The organism is Photobacterium sp. GB-50, assembly GCF_003026755.1.
Lineage (GTDB): Bacteria > Pseudomonadota > Gammaproteobacteria > Enterobacterales > Vibrionaceae > Photobacterium.
On sequence record NZ_PYNX01000004.1, the window covers coordinates 14,321 to 34,976 of the forward strand.

Genomic DNA, 20,656 nt, shown 5'->3' on the forward strand with positions numbered 1-20,656 from the left:
CATCAGATGTCGCGCTTTGTTGAAATTGTGATAACAGCATAAGTTTGAGCGTATTTGTTAAAGTTGTTGCGACTTTTACAGATAACGTAACTGAATGGTCACATCTTGTGTTGCGAGATGACATATTCAGTTCGAGCTATCAATGATGAGATTGACAACATTTGTTGATAGAGATTCACAACTTGCGTTGAGACAATAAGAATGAAAAAAATAATCCTATTAGCCGTTTGTGCCATGTTTGGCATTGCCGTTATGGCGAGTATGGCATCGACCTACTTTATATCTAGCCAAAAGATAGACAATATCATCCTCGATAAATCTCAAATACAGGCGGAATTCTTAGCCAAAAATGCAGGATATATTCTAGAAAATTCCGATACCCCTAAAAAAGATCTTCAAGCATTAGTCGATGATTTGAAACAACGTTCTGATGTTAGCTATGCCATTGTTATCGATAATAATGTTACAGCTGTTGCACATAGCGATAAGCAAAAGCTAAACAAAAAATATGATGATGCGTATACCGTAGACGGTGCGACAAAAGGCGTCCAACAATATTCCAAATGGTATGCCGACGTACAAAAGGTATGGGTGTTCGACATTATGGCGCCAATCTATGTGAATGGTCAGCTTTACGGCACATTTGATATTGGCATTCCCATTACCGAAGTAAGCCAAGCAACCAATGGCATTATCACTTACCAACTAGGTTCGATGATTGTGATCTTCGTACTTTGTTTAATTGTGCTATCTCTACTGCTTAATAAATTAATGCGCCCACTATCGGTACTTAAAGATGCATTGCATGATATCTCGCAAGGTGATGGTGATTTAACGGTGCGCTTACCAATAAAAGGTAATGACGAAGTTGCCCAGATCTCGTCAGCGTTTAATGTATTTGTTGAAAAAGTACATGGCATTATTTCCCAAGTGGTGAATTCTGGCGTGGAATTAAATGGTTCTGCCATTGCACTACGTGAACAGTCACAGCAAGCACTCGCGAGAGGACAAGAGCAAAATGAACAAACTATGCTCGTTGTGACATCAATGAATGAAATGATTGCCACGGTTAATGAAATTGCGTCTAACGCCGCGAGTGCCGCAGATGCAGCAAGCATGGCAACCAATGAAACCCAAGAAGGGTATAAAACACTACAACGAACAACAACGGCCATCTCTAACCTTGAAAATGAGATGAACAGTACTTCAAATATCATTGTTAGCTTGGCGGATAATACGCAATCTATAGGTACGATTCTTGAAGTAATACGTGGGATCTCAGAGCAAACCAATTTACTGGCATTGAATGCCGCGATTGAAGCAGCAAGAGCGGGTGATGCTGGGCGCGGGTTTGCTGTTGTTGCTGATGAAGTACGTAATCTTGCAACGAAAACAGCCCAATCAACAGATGAAATTGATGCCATGATCCACCAGTTACAAACAGAAGCCCAGAGCGCGGTAGGCTCAATGAGTAACAGTAAGGCACTGATTAACGAAGGGGCAACCGAAACAGAACATGCGCGACAAGCACTTGAATCTATTTCACAGCAAGTCACCACTATTTTAGATATGAATACCCAAGTGGCGACAGCCACTGAGCAGCAATCAACAGTGGCGAATGAGATTAACTTGAATATGGATACGGTGAGTCACTTAGTTAAACTTGGTTTGAACGCCAGCGAACAATTAGAGGCATCCAGCCAGCAACTAGCAGACTTATCGCAAACGCTGGATAAGCATGTAGGGACATTCAAAATATAATAATGATGCTTGGAAAAAGGCGACGTTAAGTCGCCTTTTTTATTAATAGATAGGAGTGTAAGTAATACTTACTTGTACTTGTTAGCCTATAAATTCTCGATGTTCTTCAAATTTCAAAAATAAACAGTAACGAATAAACGCATTTGATTGCATAATACTGCCTTTATATGGTGTCTAAAGGCGTAATGCTTTTCAAAGGTAAAATAAATCAGTGGATATATTTGAACTATTACTTAGTACGGCTAAACAAGTTTGGTATTTAATACCTCTAATACTTATTGTTTCTCTTTTAAAGAGCTCTTGGTTTAAAGGTGTCTTTGGAGAGTTTTTGGTAAATAAATTATTATCTCAATTACCAAAGTCAGATTACACATTAATAAAAGATGTAACCTTGCCTACTTCTGATGGCACAACTCAAATCGATCATATTGTTGTATCTAAATTTGGTATATTTGTAGTTGAAACCAAAAATATGAAAGGTTGGATCTTTGGATCAAAAAGTCAAAAACAATGGACTCAAAAAATATATCGTCATTCTTCTAAATTTCAGAATCCACTTCACCAAAATTATAAGCATGTAAAAACTCTGGAGTCTTTATTAGGTATTGATTTAGTGAATCTACACTCAGTAATTGTATTTATCGGCGATAGTACATTTAAAACAAAAATGCCTGAAAATGTTACCTATTCTCGTGGTTGTATTCACTATATAAAACAATTTAGTCAACAGGTCTTTTCTGAGTCCGAGTATGAGAAAATTTTAGATCAATTACAGAATATTAAATTAAAACGAGGTGTTATCACTAACATTAAACACCGCCAACATGTACAGCAACTTGTAACATTGAAATCTTCTATAAAGTGCTGTTCTCGTTGTGGTGCAGAGATGGTATTGCGTGAAACAAAACGTGGTGCAAATAAAGGCCAGCAGTTTTGGGGATGTTCAACATTTCCTAAATGCCGCTCAATACAAGCCGTTGATACAATGAACTTTAAGTAGGAAGAGTTTAAAGTCATTAATCAGATTGAATATATGATAAAAATGCCATGATAATCATCATGGCATTTTGTTATTAATATCAATTTATAAAGGGTTTAGTAACGGTTTTTGATTAAATATTAATCCTAGCCTTGCTTGTTTTTCTATGTCGTAGGCTTCTTGACTACTAGTAACAACAATATATTGGTATTGCAAAGAATCATGGATAAAGCTTTTAGTCAGTTTATCGAGTGTTAGAGTGCCAGCTTCAAATAGGGGTAGTTGTTTTTTTGAAACCTTGGGTATCACAATACGGTTTGCTACATATACGCAAAATTGATCACCACTTAATCGACCAGATGCATGGCTGTGTAAGCGAGTAACTAATCCATATTTCTTTTTATGCTGGTTCTTCTCAATTTCACGGCCTGACATTCCACAATAAATTAAATTATTATCTTGCCAGATAGCATAAACGCCAGCAGCTACAGATGGAATTGCCGTATTTGGCCAATCAGAAAAACGAAATATTGGGCTAAATTTAATTTTATTTTGCATTCCTTTCCCTTTGTACATATTGCACTAATCGTAAATCAACCAGTTCTTTTACTGTTTCATATTATCGTAAAGTATTTTGATAAAGGATGTTTTTAGAATAATGCCTAAACATTATTAAAACCTTAGAAAAATTAGAATATTACTGAAATTTCAATCGTGAATATCAATAACTTACAGTATGATAAATTCACCTTGTTTTCAGAGCTATCATCATGTCTAAAACCATTGATTTTTATCACCAAAATGCACAAAGCCTGAGTGAGCAATATCAGTCGTTAACCTTTGAGCAAGTACATAAAAATTGGCAAGCGCATTGGCCTGTCAGTTCATCGAAAGATGCCTTAAAAGTGCTTGATATTGGTGCAGGGGCTGGACGTGATGCGCTATGGTTTGCGGAGCATCATTGTGATGTCTATGCAATAGAGCCAGCACAAGCATTACGAGAACAAGGTGAAAAATATACTCGGCAGTATGATGATAAAATCACTTGGCTTGATGATCAGCTACCCGAGCTACACAGTATTGTAGAGCTTGGTATGCGCTTTGATTGTATTTTGTTATCTGCGGTCTGGATGCACCTTTCTTCTTGTGCGCGTGAGCGAGCATTTCGCAAATTATCTAACCTACTGGCACCGAGTGGAAAGCTAGTGATCTCGCTGCGTTATGGTGATTTTTCTGATTCTCGCAAAGCCTATGATGTCAGTGTTGAAGAACTGGAACAATTAGCCAATAAACATGCCTTACAAGTTAACTTCATTTCTGAACATGATGCCGATGAATTAGGTCGTAGCAGTGTGCAATGGCAAACCGTGGTGATGCAGTTGCCTGATGATGGTACGGGTGATCTGATCAAGGTTAGGCAAATCATTGTTAATGATGCTAAGTCTGCCACGTACAAGCTTGCGTTACTTCGTACACTTTTACATATCGCTGACGCTCATCCCGGTGCTGTTCTCAGCCGTGAAGATAATAAAGTTCGATTGCCGTTGGGCTTAGTGGCACTTTATTGGATAAGACAATTTAAACGCTTAATCGATATTGATATTGATGGCTTTGGTATCCAACAAAGTAGCGACAGTAAAAAAGGCTTAGGCTTTGTAAAAGAGCAAGGCTGGAAAAAACTGACACACCTTAGTGCAGATGATTTATCTATTGGGGCGATGTTTACGGGTGATGAAGCTAAAGCACTCCAAACAGCGATCCGAGATAGTTTGAAAACAATTCAAGATGGCCCTGTTACGTTTATTTATCAGGGAGATAAAAATAATACGTTATTTCAAATGGAGCGTGAAAAAGTACGTACAGCAGATTGCTTTGTACTTGAACTAGAAGCGTTAGCTGAATTTGGCTATTTCGTGCTAGACGAAAGTTTGTGGGAATGTTTGCGATTATACAGTAGCTGGATAGAGCCATTAGTCGTGAATCAATGGATAGCGGAAATGCGTCGTTATAAGTTAAATGAAGCGCGAGATATTCCGCTACAAACTTATTACGACTGTCTAAAATGGATTGATGAAAGTCATGACACCCGAGGTGTACGCCAGAAGATCATTGCTTTACAGCAAAACGGTGTAGAACTGGAAAGTGTATGGAGTGGTAAACGCTTACAGCCTGATTATCAGGTAGATCATTGCTTACCGTTTGCTTATTGGCCGAATAATGATAAGTGGAATTTATTGCCTGCCAGCAAAAATGAGAATAACCAAAAAAGGGCACGAGTGCCGACAAGACGCCGTTTAATTGATTCGAGAGAGCGTATCGTTAATTGGTGGCAAATAGCATGGCAAACAGAGCAAGAGCAAAAACGTTTTTTTGATGAAGCGGTATTATCACTGCCTCATTTACCGTTAGCGTGCCGTAACTTTGATGATGTTTTTGAAGCGATGGGTTTGCAAGTTAATGGTGTTAAAAGTCGTTTGCTGGTCGGCGAGTGGTAAAACTTATGGATATAAGTATTAACTTTGAGTTAGCTAAATGATCAATGAGCTTAATGGAAGTTTTATCTAACTTACCTAGAAAAAACGTCATTTTAAATAATTGCTCTACAGCTACTTTAGGAAGATACCTTGAGAGTGAATACAAATTTATTTAGTTTATCGGCAGAAGTTCAGGCTGAAATTAATGAGCGTCATGAGTATGAGCAAGAATTAAGTCGTCGACATTGCTCTTACGTTCATTTTATTGCAGAAAGCATCAATCAACCTGATTCTTACCGTTCTATTGATGATCCTGAATATCGAGAACCGACACCGAGTGAAATACGCGAGGTATTTGAACATTTAGCGCATGTGCATAGTAAAGGCATCGTGACAAAAATGCTGGGTATAAAGGGGAAATCGAACCCTATGCGAACAATTAACCGCTGGATAGATGGAGAATCGTCAATTCCTTATCCTGCTTGGCGATTACTGCTGATTCTTGATGGCAGAGTGGTTCAAACAAATAGGCTTCCTACTGAAATAGGAGAAAAACCATGGAAGAAATACTATAAGAAAGTATGACGATTTTTTATTTGATTTCAGAGTTTGAATATTTTAGTCGTTATATGTGTAAGAGGAATTACACATATTTATATAATTAAAACTAGTTCGAGAATAAATGATTAAAAGACAAGTGATGGAAAATATTTACCCCATCACTAATGTTTATTATTGTTCTTTACTGCTTTTCTCGGCTGTTTCCATTAATTTCATCGAGTCTTTGTAATCGCCAAATTTTGTTGGCTCTGTTAATTTCAAATCTTTTTTCATTGATGTACTGAAAGTACCGTCTTTTAGGATAACAGACAGTATGCTGTAGGCTGGAATAGTGACTTTGTTCGCACCATCAAGATCTTGAAGAAAAGCACCCGATTTCGTGTAAGCGATAAATTGTTGGGTATAGTCTTCTGTGCTGCCATGCGGTAGGCGAAGGTTAATAGTGATCATAAGTGTCCTTAAATTTTACGTTATTTGGGATATGAATAAACGTAGAGATTGGCTGATTGAGTAAGGTAATGTTTAAGAGATAAATTTCGCACTAGCTGTTGAAATGTCTTTCATCTGGCGACATACCAAGATTTAATGTTTGGTAGCATTTGTGTAGATTTAAAAACATACCTTCCTGCTCAATCTCTTTCGTCATTAGCTCTCGTAAGCTTTCTAACGTGTGGTTATCTTGTACTTCTATCGTGTAAATACCTGTTTCACCCATGCGCTGTTTAGCCTTTTTTGAAGGTTCATTAGCTATTTCTACTTTGTGAATTTTGACACCAAGCTTTGACAAAAAGGCTGGCATAGTCGCAGTACCGCAAATACATTCAGATCGAAAAGTCATTAGTTTCATGGTGTCGGTACTCAAAAGTAAAAGTCAGTCGAATGTTGAAACGCTGTATAGAGAGTGGATAGGAAGCTTACGGCTTTGAAAGATAGTAACAATTAAGGATAGTTAATTTTTATTATGATCCTGATTTTATACAGCGCTCTGCACTTGCAAAAAGGTTATTACATATCGTCTGTTGTTTGTTATGTTCAGCTGTTCCTACTATTAAGGAATCCAGTACTTCTTTGGCTTTGTGGTAGTCTTCAACGATAAGAGCAAATCGATCTTCAAAAGCATTTTTTCTTATTTTTTTTCCAGGTTTCTTTCCAGATTTACGCATCATGATCTCGCTATATTAGAGGTGTAGTGCAAAGACAATCATCTAACTCAGTAATGAAGAAAAGATATTGCAGAATAGATGTGATGAATTAAATGGAAGAGAAACAGAGAAGCTTTTAATGGAATATTTAATTAATCGTTGTTTTGCATCGGCTATTGTACAGGTTATTCAAATAATAGATATAAAAATAAATTAAACAAAAAAATGTGTTTTAAATCAATTACTTGGTTTTTGTTTTCTTATTTTGATAAAATAAACATATACAGCCTATCGATTTAGTGCTCTACTGTAATGGCTCTGTTGTTCAGAGTTATTAATGAAACATCAAGTAAAAGTAAAACCCTCAGAATATCTTCGTTATTGTTGCCATCCTCTGTGTTTCCCTTAGCTTCTTCGTCACATCGATAATTCAGACTCTTAGTACTTCGCATTTGCGATATTTTATGAATTTATTTAAGGGACACATTATGTCTAATAAAAATACTGGTTTAGTAAAATGGTTTAACGAAGATAAAGGCTTTGGTTTTATTACCCAAGACAATGGCGGTGCAGATGTATTTGTACATTTTCAAGCTATCGTTTCTGAAGGTTTTAAGACATTGATGGATGGTCAAAAGGTTTCTTTTGATGTCGAACAAGGTCAAAAAGGTCTTCAAGCTTCAAATGTCGTTGCTTTATAAGACTTTCTAAAGGGTAGCATTTTATTGCTGCCCCATTATCGAAAACTTAAAAATATTGCTTTTATCATTATTCTATTTGTTTCTATTATTTCTCGATAAAGTTTAGATAATAATTAAATAATAATCATAGTAATAACTTAAAATAAATAGGAAATATAAATGTCAGTATATAATATTATGTACATTAATGATTTAGATAAAATAATTAAATCTGAAACTGTTTTTATGAAATGTTTAAGAGGTGCGAAAGTATCATCTTCTTCATATGCTCCTTTTTTCACGGTAAAAATTGAATTGAGAGATATTGTCGGAAAATTATTAGCGACTAAAGAAAATAATGCTTGGGTTAATAATGATAAATAGACAAAAAATAACTAAAAAAGAGTTAGAAAAAGCACATCACTTAGGTGTGGTTAGAAGAAGAATTTAAGATGTAAGTAATATAGTGCTATTGCTTTCATGGCTCATTCCTTTGATATGTATTTTCTAATTAAAATTTAACATTCAATATCGCTATTCCCAACGCCTAATTCGGATAAGCCATTATTTTAAATTGCTTATATTTCGCTGTAGTTTAGCGTTACTAGCCAGTTAAAATAATGACATTATATCGAGCTTGCTGATACCCATAATACCATTAAAAAATAGTGGTATTATGGGGTGTAATACCACTAGTCATCATTGTTAGAATATATCATCGAGAAAAAATACTATTAATGAGATTTATTAACCAAGTCAATAACATCATAAAATAAGATGAAACTGGGTTTGATGAAGATTCATTATTTGGATGAGATGTCGTTGTTTCACTGTTGTCGGTATCAGACGATTCGTTGATATCTTCAGTCGTATCAGGTTGTTCATCATTTGGCGTAACAGATTCACTATTGTTTTCAGGTTCAATAGGTTGATTGAAGCTCACTGATACCACAACACCGGGTCTATCACTGAATAAATAATTATATTCTTGACCCAATAAGGTAACCACCTCCCCGTTATCAATCAGTGTCCCACATCGTAGAATATCGAGTGGATCATTTTCTCTATCGAGTGAGCTACACAAATCGTGTTGCCAGTTTTCGTTATCAAAGTAATAAAGTACGTTTGAATAAACTCGACCATCAACAGAAACTTCTAGATTGACCGATTCATAGGATGAAATGTCATATTGTTCGGGGCTGAATGAATTAACTTGTGCCCAAGTAGTCGCCTCAGTTAAATTATTAATCTTTTCACAATTACCGCATCCTAATTCAAAATTAATTCCCTGTTTCAGTTCTTTAATCGCACTGAACTTTCCATCTGAGAAATCATTTAAATGAGTTTTTGAGATGATTTGAGATAACATAATAGCAGCATCATTTCTTTCAACTACTCGTGGCGAGTAACGTTCAAAGCCCAATAATTTTGCGGCATCAGATGCTGTAATTCTAAAATCAGGTAATGTAAACAAAGTATATTCATCATACATGCCTTTTTTCAAATAATAAGTTACTTCACCCGTGTCAGAAATATGTATTCCTGCAGTTATCCATCCCGATAATGGTTGATAGCTATTTAGAAACCTCACATCAAAGTTAACTTTTTTAGGTATTCGGACATGAAGCCTATCCTGATAAATCCAAAGCCCCGGATAATGATCTTTTAGTTGATTATTATTTAATCTCTTCACTGTTAGTCTAAATGATGTAACTTGAGAAGCCTCGCCTAAATAGAGTTGTCCATAAAAGTAAGGGTTGTCTTCTTTTACCCAAGGTTGACCATAAAAGAAAAAATCATCTTGTCCATCATCATCAGAAACAGCATATATATTGCTTTCTGCCGCTCCAGGATGTAAGGCATACCATGCCTCATTCCGATTTTTACTTGCAAACACTAACGCATGTTGTTCAGTGTTCGGAACTGTTTGAGAAACAATATATTCAGGAGCACCTCTCTGAGTGCCTGATAAACCAAAACCTTGACCAGCCCAGCCCTTAGAATATGAAAAAGAATCTCCTATAAAATCTGTTGAGTAATCAACTTCTGTGATTTGTGTTCCGGCAGGTTCGTTTTTAAAAGAATCGTATGATTGAGAATAAGATAAAGAAGATAGGGCGAGTATTGGAATTGCAATGAAAGAACCACGTAAACTAAAAAGCATAATATCTCCAGCCTTAAGATAGAAAAATTAAATGCACCAAAAAATGAGACCGTAGATTTTAAAATATAATTTCAAAAATTATTAAAATTAATTATTAATCTGAAAATTGAAATGTATATTGTCATAAAATAAAGACATTAATGTAAGTGTATTAATATTATAATTATTTCATATTTATATGGGGATTTAATCTTCATTGTTTTTTCTAATAGAAAATTGCGTCTATTATATAAATTCTATATGTAATAAGTGTTTATTTTAAAAATATTTTTCTTAACGTTTATAAATAAAATCAAGTTATAGAAATAGCCCTATAGGTCAATTAAATTGATTTATAAGACCATTATTTTCAATAAAGCAATGTGATTTACAATATACCAAGTAGCTTTTTAAGTGCTGAAAGGTAGCGACGGCTAACGGGAAGTTCATACCCTGTTTTTGTAATAATTTCAGCTAATCCATTTTCTAATAACTTAATTTCACTGATCATTTTGATATTCACCAGATACTGACGATGACAACGCACCAATGGCGTTTTTTCTTCCAATGTTTTTAAGGTGAGTTGTGTGCTAGCAGTTTGATCATAGGAACGTACTTGTACGCCACTGATATCGCTATAGGCACATTCCACGGTGTCGGTGGTAAGAATCACAATACGGTTATGACCAATGCAGGGGATTTGATCGAGCTTATTCGGTGCAATAGCGGAGATGGCTTGTTGAGGCGTTGATTGTTGTATCACTTTATGTAAACGACTCACTGTTTTGGTTAAACGACTTGGATTAACTGGCTTCAATAAATAATCAAAAGCATTCTCTTCAAACGCTTGAATAGCATAATGATCGTAAGCGGTTACAAACACTACATAGGGCATAGTTTCAGGATCGAGCATGCTTAATAGTTCAATACCTGTTACTTGTGGCATTTGAATATCAACAAAGACAATATCTGGCTTTAGCTCATTGATTTTCTTTAGCCCAATGATAGCGTTTGGCGCTTCACCAATCACCGTAACATAGCCTGTTTCTTCCAATAGTTCTGCCAGCTCTTCACGGGCAAATTGTTCATCATCAATGACAAGAGCAGTTAACATCCAAGCTTACCTTTTATGTGATTTGCTGTACTTATTGTGCGTTGGGGATAATAAAACTTATTTGGGTAAATTGGTGCTGTGTGCATGTGATTTTTAGCGTTGAATCACGACCAAATTGATTGGATAAGCGTTTATCTACTATCTCCATTCCCAATCCGACATGGGTATCTGCTGGTGGCTGATAACTTCCTGCATTATCTTCAACCGTGATTTCGTAGCCCAATGGGTGAGGTTGGCTATAAATCTTCACTATTCCACCTTCTAACAGTGTAGAAATACCATGTTTGATAGCGTTCTCTACCAGAGGTTGAAGCGTAAAACTGGGCAGTTTGGTATCAAGTAATTCATGTTGAATATTAATGTCGACATCAAGACGATCCGTAAAACGGGCTTTTTCTATAGTGAGGTAGGCGTTTACGTGTGCCAACTCTTCTCGTAGCGTTACGGTGTTAATATTTTGCTTTAAGTTACTACGGAAAAATTGCGATAAGTTTTGAATAAGCTTTCGGGCTTTATCTGGATCGCGTCTTGTGATGGCACTGATGGTATTAAGGGCATTAAACAAAAAGTGAGGATTCACTTGCGCATGTAGCAGTTTAATTTCGGCTTGTGATAATAAGGTTTGTTGCTGCAAGTAATCACCGTAAAGAATTTGGCTGGATAGTAGCTGTGCAATACCTTCTGCCATTGACATGTTAGCGGTTGAAAACAGTTTACGTTTTGGCTCATATAACTTAATAGTGCCGACAACTTGATTGCCTGCGCGTAGTGGAATGATAAGCGCCGAACCAAGCTTACAGTCATGGGCGAGAGAGCATTGATATGGGGATTCACGACCATCAAGGTAGATGATGTCATTTTGTTCTATCGAATCTAAGGTGCTTTGTGAAGAAATAGGGGTGTTTGGCTTATGGTGATCATCCCCGATCCCCACAAAGGCTAAAAGTTTTTCTTGGTCTGTGATCGCAACGGCACCGACCTTGGTTTCTTCATAAATAATACGGGCGATCTTATTGGCATTGTCACTGTTAAAGCCAGTACTAAGAATACCGACCGAGCGATCTGCAATGGTTAAAGCACGGCGAGAAAAGGCCGCAGAGTATTTTTCAAAGATTGTTTTACGATCTTGCAGAATACTCATAAACAGTGCCGCACCTACGGAATTGGCAATGATCATTGGAACGGCAATGGTAGAAACGAGCTCATAGGCTTGGTCAAAAGGTTTGGCGACAGTGATTAAGATGATCATCTGCACTACTTCAGCAACAAAGGTGACACCAAATACCATGCAAGGGTTAAATAACAATGTGCCTTTGTTACGTTTAAGCAGGTAGACATGTAATAAGCCACCAATTAAGCCTTCAGCAGTGGTCGAAATGGTACAGGCAAGATCGGTAAAGCCACCAAGAGTATAGCGATGAATACCGCCCGTTAAACCAACGGCAAAACCCACCACAGGGCCACCAAAAAGCCCACCCATAACGGCACCAATAGCACGGGTGTTCGCAATTGCATCGTCGATATGTAAGCCGAAGTAGGTACCGAGAATACAAAAACCAGAAAATAGCACATAACAGATTAGCTTATGGCTTAAACGAGAAGAAATGCTCAACAAAGGCAAAATAATGGGGGTCTTACTCAGCATATAAGCCAGTACTAAGTAAACACACATTTGCTGTAGCAAAGAGACTATCAATTCCATATTGGAGCTCATGATAAAAATAATGCGCGATTGTAAGGCAAACAAAAAAAGCCTGCGGTGCGCAGGCTCTTAGATTGAGGAATCAAGCAAATTAATGTTTGTGATTATGCTATTTCTGACGTTGCTTTTATTTCTTCCTCATCGGCAAAGTCAGTATCACCTTTTCCTTTCGATATCTTTATTACGTAACCTGTTACGAATAGCGAGAATACAATACCTACGATGGTTGAGATCTGCATTGGTAAGCCGAAACCTAATGTGCTGTTATTTAAAATGAAGGTCACACATACCGTTGTCATAAAGATGGCTGGAACTGTCGTGATCCAGTGCAATTTATTATGGCGAAGCAAGTAAGCAGAAGCCGTCCAAAGCATCATTACAGCTGTGGTTTGGTTAGCAAAGCCGAAGTAACGCCAGATAATCCCGAAATCGACTTGGGTTAAAATGCCACCTAATACAAACAATGGAACAGCCATAAGTAGACGATTACGCAATGTTTTTTGCTCAACATTGAAGTACTCAGCTAAGATCAAACGGCTTGAACGAAACGCAGTATCACCAGAGGTAATAGGTAGAATCACAACACCTAAGAACGCCAAGATGCCACCAAACGTACCCAGTAAACCAAAGGATGCACTGTAAACTACGTTACCCGGACCACCACTTTTCACCGCTTCTGATAGTGATTCAAGTGAGCCGAAGAAAGACAGAGCAATAGCACACCAAATTAGCGCAATCACACCTTCACCGATCATCGCACCGTAGAATACGAAGCGGCCATTTTTCTCATTGTGCATACAGCGCGCCATTAATGGCGATTGTGTCGCATGGAAACCAGAGATAGCACCACAAGCGATAGTAATGAACAATGCAGGCCATAGTGGCATGTCATTCGGGTTTAAGTTAGTGAACATTTCGCTCACTTTGAAATCACCCATTACGGTATGTTCACTAGAGAACGCAATGGCTGCCATTAAGCCCACAGACATGAAAATGAGAAGAGCACCAAATAATGGGTAGAAGCGACCAATGATCTTATCGACAGGTACAATCGTTGCCAGAATGTAGTAACCAAAAATAAGCACAACCATAGTAGTTACATTAACGCTTAGGCTGGTTTGGTCGTTGATAAGGTTAGTGATCATATCGGCAGGAGCAGAAACAAAGACCACACCGACAAGCAAGAGTAGAACAATGGCAAAAAGGTTCATAAAGTGTTTTGCGCCATTGCCTAAGTAACGACCTGTAATGCTCGGTACTGATGCGCCGCCATTACGGATAGATAACATACCAGAGAAGTAATCGTGAACAGCACCTGCGAAAATGCAGCCAACCACAATCCAGAGCATGGCAGCAGGGCCATACAGCGCACCCATGATAGGGCCAAAAATAGGACCAACACCGGCGATATTGAGTAGCTGGACGAGGTAGACACGCTTTGTCGACATAGGAACAAAGTCGACACCATCTGTTTTGGTATGTGCAGGGGTTTTACGGTGTTCTTTTATACCGAATACTTTCTCTACGAAAGCACCGTAAATAAAGTAGCCACCAATAAGCGCGGCAACACAGGTCAGAAACCACATCATAGCAATTGTCCTTAATATTGTAGGGGGAAGCTAGGGTGTATGGTATTTGTCTTTTTAGTTAGCTGCATTTAGTTAATAGGTCAGTGGCAGGATAGTGCGATGAGTGGTCGTTATGAGGAATGAGTGGTTTAAGGGGAGAATAAGCAGCAGCGAGAAATAGCTATCATGGTTAATGATATTAGACAACCAGATAGCTATTTTAATAAAGATACCTAAGTCTCGTCTTGCACCTAAGTGATTTGGTGAATACTTGGAGATAGGGTTAATAAGTACCACGGATTGGATAGTTATTTTCTGGGTTACGAATAAAGCTTAAACCTTGTAACAGTACCTTAAGATCTGGACGTGCAAATGGGCCGTTAGACATATCTAATACTTGGACTTTACCTTTTGCGTTAATCACGAAAATAGCGGGTTCGGCAAAGACATGATCGGTTTCTTTTTCAGATCGTGGCACCGATAGATATAGCCCTAATTGCTGCATTTGCTCTACGGTTAACCCATAGGCTAACGGGTAGTTCACATTTAACTTGGTTTTATGCAGCTCTAACTGCGCTTTGCTATCGGCAGAAACGGCAACCACATCAACGCCAATCTTATTATATTCAGCGGCTAACGTTTCTAACTCGTTCAGATAACGGGTACATAATGGGCAGTGTTGTCCTCGGTAAACCACGACCATTTTCCAATCAAATGGCGTATTGGGTTTACCTAATGTGATGGTTTCTTCTTCTAGCGTTGGTACTTGAATATCTGGAAATGTTGCACCAGCCAAAAACTTTTGCTGTGTCATGGTAAACTCCTTAGTTATTGACGAGTTAGATATTGATAGCTTTCATCACTTTTATCGCGTTTGCCTTTGTATTTATTATCGTAATTTTCCGACCAAATCGCAGTTGCTACTTGGTTTTGGTTCCAGTCAAAGACGGTTGAGCGATGTTTGATCTTCCAGATGTCGTTACGACGTTCAAATTTGAAATGATGACGACCACCTAAAATACCTTCTTTATCGACACCATTTTCTTCATGGAGATGATATGCCCAGACATAACATTCTGCGGTCGCATTATCGCCCTCAATTTCAATTAACGGGTTGCTGATACGATGTTGAGTTGCCTTAAGCTGCTTAAAACCTTCCATTGCAGGATCGACAAATTTGTGTGCGTTGTCGTTGTAAAAGAATAGCTCAGGGAAAATAGGATCTTGGTGTTCTTCAATCGCATCTTCCCAATACGTTTCTTTCATCAAAGTCCCATCGACACGATCAAGGGCGCGAGCAAAGCGAAACATCACTTCAGTAATGGTTTGTTTATCGAGGAGTTCTTGAAGTTTTTGTTGCATATCCATTGGGTTAGTCTCGTATTTTGTGTTGTTGAGGCTTAGTATAGTTATGCAAAAAAGTTTGAGAACTATGATAATGTGAATACCATCTATTCAATTTTGGAATAATTAAGTGGATCGATTTGAAGCCATGAAAGCGTTTGTGCGAGTGGTACAAACGGGCAGTTTTTCAGCCACAGGACGAGAGTTAAATACGACGCAAACGACAATCAGTAAACGGATTGCCGCATTAGAAACGAGCTTAGGCGTTAAGTTACTTAAACGTAGTAGTCGAGATCACTCCCTTACACCTGCAGGGAGCCGCTATTTTGAAAGTTGTTTACGGATCTTGGCGCAAGTTGAGGAAACAGAAGCCAGCCTTCATGATGATGTTCAGCAATTGGCGGGACATATTCGTATCGCAGTACCTGTTGCATTCGGGCGTATTTTATTAACCCCATTACTGCCAACGTTTTTTGCGCAATATCCGAATATCTCGGTTGAGCTATTAGTCAGTGATCGTCATGTGGATTTAATTACTGAAGGGGTAGATTTAGCCATTCGTGCCCGCAAACTCGAAGATTCGAACCTGGTTGCGCGCCACTTGATGGATAACCCACTCAAGCTTTATGCATCAAAGAGTTATATTGATAAATCGGAGCCAATTTTAATACCCGCTAACTTAGCCAAGCATCAATGTTTGCTTTATTCACGTTTAAGCGCACAGCAAACGTGGACGCTAACAGGCAATGGACAGTCCCATGCGGTGGCTGTCAGTGGGGCATTGAAATGCGATGATGGTGATGTGTTATTAGAAGCGACATTATGTGGTTTAGGCGTTGGGATTTTTCCGCCTTGGATGGCATCTCAAGGATTAGCACAGGGTAAATTAGTGGAAGTGTTACCTGAATACCAAGAGCAAACACTACCTATGTATGCGGTGTACCCAAAAGATGTTTATATCCCTTATCGCATTCAATGCTTTATTGATTTTTTAAAGCAGCACTTAACTCAATAACAGTCAGAGAAGATAAAAGATTAAGATACCGGCCCGATATAACAGCTCGATAGACACTCACCGCAGCCATTACAATCATCATTTAAGATTGACGTGCTGTTAGCGATAAGGCTGAGTGCTTGTTTGGGGCAATCATCAACACACTCTTGGCAATTATCAAAAATCTTAGCGTTACAGCTTTTACTAAAAGTTGGACGCCAGCCTGTATCTGTGGTGTTAAGGGTATTCAGTGCTTGAGTATCACAAGCATGAATCTTTTAAAGTAAGATAAGAAAATCATCGCATAAGCTATGTCGTTATGCCTGTTCTTATTTATGAGGATAACGATAGTATTATCTGATGATTTTCTTAGGGATAAATGTATTTATAGTAATGAATATAGAATAAAACTATTTAAGATAATCGAACAAAACGTTACCGTATGAAAGCGTAAAGTCGACGATTTGATGCTTACCCCCAACGACTTTTTTGATAGGTAGTTGAGCAACTGGCGCTAAGGCATGTTCGAATAACTGAAGCGCTGCTGGGCCTGTCCACACGCCTTTAACGTTTACATCTGCCATGTAATATTCAATTAATTGGCAAACGTCAGTGCCTTTTCCTGTCACACTGGGGATTACCTTTAAAATATAATTAGGTGTGGTTTCGAGTGCTGATTTTGTTGCAGCAGTATCACCTTCGTAATATTTATAGCCCATTGTGCCAATAGCGACGTCGGTTTGATTGTATTTTAATCGCCCAGTGAGGGTGTCAACATCGACATCGAGTGAGGGAAAACCGTATTTTTTAGGAAAGCCCCAAATTTCTCTGCCGGCTACAATAGAGGCGACATCATCAACAAACATCAGGTGACTATAAAGTCCTTTCCTACCATTGTACTCAACTTCAATCACTTGACCTGATTCTTTAAAGCTTCCGAACCCAGCTGAATCTGGCATTTTCATAAATTCAAAATGCACCACATTACTGATCACTTTTAAGGGCTCTGGTACCACTTCTTTTAATAATTCGATGTCAGTTTCATAAGAGATGATCAGATACTCTCTATTTTTAAATTTATAATCGATGAGAGGTGCCGAAGGGGTTGTGATCGGCATAGAAAAAGCATTACTTTTTATTTGTTCTATTTTCATAATTTATCTCTATCTGTTTTTAAAGAAGATCTTCATCTAGTGTATAAATATGGATATCGTTGTCATTTTCATCGATTAACCATTGTTTATGATCTTTTTGATAAAGTGCGAGAGTGTCTTTGTAACCATTATCTCGATGGCGATAATAATTTTCTTTGCTGAAGTTATAGTCTTTACTTTCAAGTTCAGCCTGTTGAGACTTATAAATTAAATGAACAATCTCGAGGCTATTGGTATGACTTAATTTTAATATTTCTTGAACTTTTGGATCTTTCTTATCTTCTTCCGATAAAAATTGCGTTAAGTAAGTAATAGCAGAACACAGATTTTTAGAGGTTGAATAAAGATAAGATGCTCTTCGAGTTCTTGAAGAAAATTGAATATCTTTCACTCTTTCAGCTAATGCATTCATGTTGGTTGGTAATTCACCTTTGGCTGAAAACAAGTCGACCATGAAGCACAGTTTATTTCGACGACCATCAGGGTTATTTAATATTCTTTCTAATATCGACATAATCGGTGTATTTGAATATAACCCACCATCGATATAATATTTTCCATCAATTTCAACAGGTGGAAAACCCGGTGGCATCGCACCACTTGCCATAATATGTTCAGCTGTGATGGTTTCATGAAAACTATCGAATGTTTTAAAATCACCACTTTCAAGATCGACCGCACAGAGACTTAATCTAATTTGCTTTTGATTTAAATAATCAAAATCGATCAGTTCATTGAGTGTTTCTTTTAACGGTGAGGTGTCATAGTAACTTAACTCTGATGTTTTATACGTTTCAAATTCGCTGGGCCATAATTTAGGTTTAAAAAATCCGGGTTGACCTTGCCATATTGCTTGTTGCGCATCTGCCCAGTTTTTCATTTTATTATCGACGTTAAAAAAGAGATTTGAAAAAGAAATAGAAGAGGTCACTCTTTCCCAAAATATCTCAAGGTTTTTCAATCTATTTTCTGGTTTATTACCCGCAATAATGGCGGCATTAATCGCGCCAATAGAAATACCGATAATAGAATCTGGGTCAAAACCTTTTTCATTTAACGCTTGAAATGCCCCTAATTGGTAAGAGCCTAACGCTCCGCCACCTTGGAAGACATAAACAATCTTTTTATTGGTTTTTTTCTGCATGGGTAATGCCTTATAGAAAATGGCTAAATACGTGTTACTGACTTTGAACCGTCAAATTAAAATTCAAAGTCAGAGGGGGATTAAACAGTGAATAGTGTTATTGCATAAACCAGCCATGGCTAACGACAAGAGACTGCCCTGTTAAGGCATTAGTTTCCCAGCTAGCAAAAACAACAGCGGCTTGCGCGATGTCTTTCATTGTTGAAAATTGGCCATCAACCGTATCTTTTAACATCACATTTTTAATTACTTCATCTTCAGTGATGCCTAATTCTTTTGCTTGCTCTGGAATTTGTTTTTCGACTAAGGGGGTTTTAACGTAACCAGGGCAAATAACATTCGCTCTCACGTTATATTCAGCGCCTTCTTTGGCAACAACTTCACATAAGCCAATCAGACCATGCTTGGCTGTAACGTATGGGGCTTTTAATTTGGAGGCTTCTTTACTATGAACTGAGCCCATATAAATAATTGAGCCTGATTTTTGTTTGTACATGTGTTTTAAACACGCTTTAGTTGTTAAGAAGGCACCATCTAAGTGTACTGAGAGTAAATCTTTCCATTGTTGATAAGTTAATTCTTCAACAGACGCGATATGTTGATATCCTGCATTAGCAACTAAAATATCGATTCGACCAAAGTTATCAATAACCGTTTGAATATCATTATTGACTTGTTCTTCATTAGTCACGTTCATTGAAATAGCGAGCGCTTCTGAACCGTTATTTTTGATTTCAGCGACCGTTTTTTCAGCAGCATCAATATCGAGATCAGCAACAATAACTTTAGCGCCTTCTTTAGCATATTCAAAAGCAATAGCGCGACCAATTCCACTTGCTGCACCTGTAATAATAGCGACTTTATTTTCTAATTTCATATATAACCCCTTTTATATTGTGTAATTTTTAAGCGGTGTTATATTTAATATACATAAGAAACAGAATTAAAAAGCGATCAAAAAAGTAATGTAAACTTTCAATTAATTAAAAGTGTAATAATTATTTTGTTTTTAATTTGTTCAACATCGATTAAGTATTAATGCGTCAGTATTAAGTGATGCCTAAATTTCAATATAAAGAAAAGTTTTTATAATAAATAACAGTGGTTGATGAAGTGGTTATTATTTTAAAGGGGTTGATTTAAGAATATAAAATATGGACTACCGTTTATTCATTTAATTATTGCTAGTTTCTTGTGATAGATTCGTTACGAAGTAAAATTTATCTCACCCGTTGTTGATCCTTCTAAAAAATGAATACGTAAATGAGATTGAACCATTTAATTTCTTAGTCGTTAGAGGGTTAACCATGTTAAAAACAGTACTTATTTCAGCATCAATTCTAGTAGGAAGTTTAGTCAGTGTTAATGCTCAAGCTGGGCATCATGGAGAGAAAGAGGATATTGTTGATATTGCCGTTGGAAATGGATCATTCAACACGCTTGTTACTGCCGTAAAAGCCGCGGGTCTGGTTGATACACTCAAGGGAACGGGGCCATTTACCGTATTAGCGCCAACAGATGAAGCATTCAGTAAACTTCCTGCTGGTACTGTTGAAACATTGTTAAAACCTGAGAATAAACAAAAGTTGATTGATATCCTCACTTACCACGTTATATCTGGAAAAGTTATGGCAGATGATGTGGTTAAATTAAATGACGCGACAACACTTGAAGGTCAGAAAGTTAATATTACTGTCGATAACGGCAACGTAATGATTAATGATGCAAAGGTTATTAACGCCGATGTGAAAGCCAGTAATGGTGTAATTCACGTAATTGATAGCGTATTAATACCGTCAAGTAACTAGATAACATATTTTAAATAATATCACTGTATTGATTCCCCCTTGATAAATGTGTTTAGCCTTAATATAAAAATGGATAGGAGCTAATGCT

The 20,656-nt window shown here is 37.4% G+C and carries 21 protein-coding genes; 8 read left to right on the forward strand and 13 right to left on the reverse strand.

Annotated features, from left to right (window positions below):
• Positions 1-234 precede the first annotated feature (234 nt).
• Positions 235-1,761: a methyl-accepting chemotaxis protein gene (locus C9J41_RS07165; protein WP_199188123.1), complete on the forward strand. Its 1,527-nt coding sequence runs from the start codon at positions 235-237 to the stop codon at positions 1,759-1,761.
• A gap of 211 nt (positions 1,762-1,972) precedes the next feature.
• Entirely contained in the window at positions 1,973-2,761 is a 789-nt protein-coding gene (locus C9J41_RS07170; RefSeq protein ID WP_107247574.1) for an NERD domain-containing protein, read from the forward strand.
• Positions 2,762-2,845: 84 nt separating this feature from the next.
• Here C9J41_RS07170 and C9J41_RS07175 read toward each other — a convergent pair whose 3' ends face one another.
• Positions 2,846-3,298 (reverse strand): hypothetical protein, encoded by a 453-nt coding sequence (locus tag C9J41_RS07175; RefSeq protein ID WP_107287317.1) that lies wholly within the window; start codon positions 3,296-3,298, stop codon positions 2,846-2,848.
• A 212-nt stretch (positions 3,299-3,510) separates the two neighbouring features.
• Here C9J41_RS07175 and C9J41_RS07180 point away from each other — a divergent pair, with 212 nt between their 5' ends.
• A complete protein-coding gene (locus tag C9J41_RS07180; protein WP_107294404.1) occupies positions 3,511-5,235 on the forward strand; it encodes a class I SAM-dependent methyltransferase in 1,725 nt (574 codons plus the stop codon).
• Between the two features lie 135 nt (positions 5,236-5,370).
• Complete coding sequence (locus tag C9J41_RS07185) at positions 5,371-5,799, forward strand: hypothetical protein (RefSeq protein WP_107294405.1); 429 nt, start codon at positions 5,371-5,373, stop codon at positions 5,797-5,799.
• Positions 5,800-5,946: 147 nt separating this feature from the next.
• On the opposite strand, the gene C9J41_RS07190 is transcribed toward C9J41_RS07185, so the two are convergent.
• The 3 genes from C9J41_RS07190 to C9J41_RS07200 all read right to left on the reverse strand — a co-directional run bounded on the left by C9J41_RS07190 (position 5,947) and on the right by C9J41_RS07200 (position 6,941).
• Positions 5,947-6,225 (reverse strand): hypothetical protein, encoded by a 279-nt coding sequence (locus C9J41_RS07190; protein ID WP_107208613.1) that lies wholly within the window; start codon positions 6,223-6,225, stop codon positions 5,947-5,949.
• Between the two features lie 91 nt (positions 6,226-6,316).
• Positions 6,317-6,613: a hypothetical protein gene (locus C9J41_RS07195; RefSeq protein ID WP_233217853.1), complete on the reverse strand. Its 297-nt coding sequence runs from the start codon at positions 6,611-6,613 to the stop codon at positions 6,317-6,319.
• 121 nt (positions 6,614-6,734) lie between these two features.
• Entirely contained in the window at positions 6,735-6,941 is a 207-nt protein-coding gene (locus tag C9J41_RS07200) for a hypothetical protein (RefSeq protein ID WP_369917488.1), read from the reverse strand.
• A 464-nt stretch (positions 6,942-7,405) separates the two neighbouring features.
• Here C9J41_RS07200 and C9J41_RS07205 point away from each other — a divergent pair, with 464 nt between their 5' ends.
• Positions 7,406-7,618 carry a cold-shock protein gene (locus C9J41_RS07205; protein ID WP_005363823.1) on the forward strand — a complete coding sequence of 71 codons (213 nt, stop codon included), beginning with the start codon at positions 7,406-7,408 and terminating at the stop codon, positions 7,616-7,618.
• Positions 7,619-7,777: 159 nt separating this feature from the next.
• Entirely contained in the window at positions 7,778-7,981 is a 204-nt protein-coding gene (locus C9J41_RS07210) for a hypothetical protein (protein WP_107208610.1), read from the forward strand.
• A 331-nt stretch (positions 7,982-8,312) separates the two neighbouring features.
• Here C9J41_RS07210 and C9J41_RS07215 read toward each other — a convergent pair whose 3' ends face one another.
• The 6 genes from C9J41_RS07215 to C9J41_RS07240 all read right to left on the reverse strand — a co-directional run bounded on the left by C9J41_RS07215 (position 8,313) and on the right by C9J41_RS07240 (position 15,492).
• Positions 8,313-9,761: a hypothetical protein gene (locus C9J41_RS07215; protein ID WP_107294406.1), complete on the reverse strand. Its 1,449-nt coding sequence runs from the start codon at positions 9,759-9,761 to the stop codon at positions 8,313-8,315.
• Between the two features lie 367 nt (positions 9,762-10,128).
• A complete protein-coding gene (gene btsR / locus C9J41_RS07220) occupies positions 10,129-10,854 on the reverse strand; it encodes a two-component system response regulator BtsR (protein ID WP_107208608.1) in 726 nt (241 codons plus the stop codon).
• Positions 10,855-10,885: 31 nt separating this feature from the next.
• Positions 10,886-12,556, reverse strand: coding sequence for a sensor histidine kinase (locus tag C9J41_RS07225; RefSeq protein ID WP_107294407.1), 1,671 nt, complete (start codon positions 12,554-12,556; stop codon positions 10,886-10,888).
• Positions 12,557-12,660: 104 nt separating this feature from the next.
• The gene (locus C9J41_RS07230; RefSeq protein ID WP_107208606.1) at positions 12,661-14,145 is read right to left on the reverse strand and encodes a carbon starvation protein A; all 1,485 of its coding nucleotides are present in this window, start codon (positions 14,143-14,145) and stop codon (positions 12,661-12,663) included.
• A gap of 262 nt (positions 14,146-14,407) precedes the next feature.
• Complete coding sequence (locus C9J41_RS07235) at positions 14,408-14,938, reverse strand: peroxiredoxin-like family protein (protein ID WP_107292973.1); 531 nt, start codon at positions 14,936-14,938, stop codon at positions 14,408-14,410.
• Between the two features lie 14 nt (positions 14,939-14,952).
• Positions 14,953-15,492 carry a nuclear transport factor 2 family protein gene (locus C9J41_RS07240; protein ID WP_107292974.1) on the reverse strand — a complete coding sequence of 180 codons (540 nt, stop codon included), beginning with the start codon at positions 15,490-15,492 and terminating at the stop codon, positions 14,953-14,955.
• A gap of 106 nt (positions 15,493-15,598) precedes the next feature.
• Between C9J41_RS07240 and C9J41_RS07245 the strand changes: the two genes are divergently transcribed.
• Positions 15,599-16,483: a LysR family transcriptional regulator gene (locus C9J41_RS07245; protein ID WP_107292975.1), complete on the forward strand. Its 885-nt coding sequence runs from the start codon at positions 15,599-15,601 to the stop codon at positions 16,481-16,483.
• 389 nt (positions 16,484-16,872) lie between these two features.
• On the opposite strand, the gene C9J41_RS07255 is transcribed toward C9J41_RS07245, so the two are convergent.
• The 3 genes from C9J41_RS07255 to C9J41_RS07265 form a co-directional block, all read right to left on the reverse strand.
• Positions 16,873-17,616, reverse strand: coding sequence for an acetoacetate decarboxylase (locus tag C9J41_RS07255; RefSeq protein WP_107294408.1), 744 nt, complete (start codon positions 17,614-17,616; stop codon positions 16,873-16,875).
• Between the two features lie 19 nt (positions 17,617-17,635).
• Positions 17,636-18,760, reverse strand: coding sequence for a patatin-like phospholipase family protein (locus tag C9J41_RS07260; RefSeq protein WP_107247579.1), 1,125 nt, complete (start codon positions 18,758-18,760; stop codon positions 17,636-17,638).
• Positions 18,761-18,857: 97 nt separating this feature from the next.
• Complete coding sequence (locus tag C9J41_RS07265) at positions 18,858-19,637, reverse strand: 3-hydroxybutyrate dehydrogenase (RefSeq protein WP_107262162.1); 780 nt, start codon at positions 19,635-19,637, stop codon at positions 18,858-18,860.
• Between the two features lie 430 nt (positions 19,638-20,067).
• Between C9J41_RS07265 and C9J41_RS07270 the strand changes: the two genes are divergently transcribed.
• A complete protein-coding gene (locus tag C9J41_RS07270; protein ID WP_107262159.1) occupies positions 20,068-20,568 on the forward strand; it encodes a fasciclin domain-containing protein in 501 nt (166 codons plus the stop codon).
• Positions 20,569-20,656 lie beyond the last annotated feature (88 nt).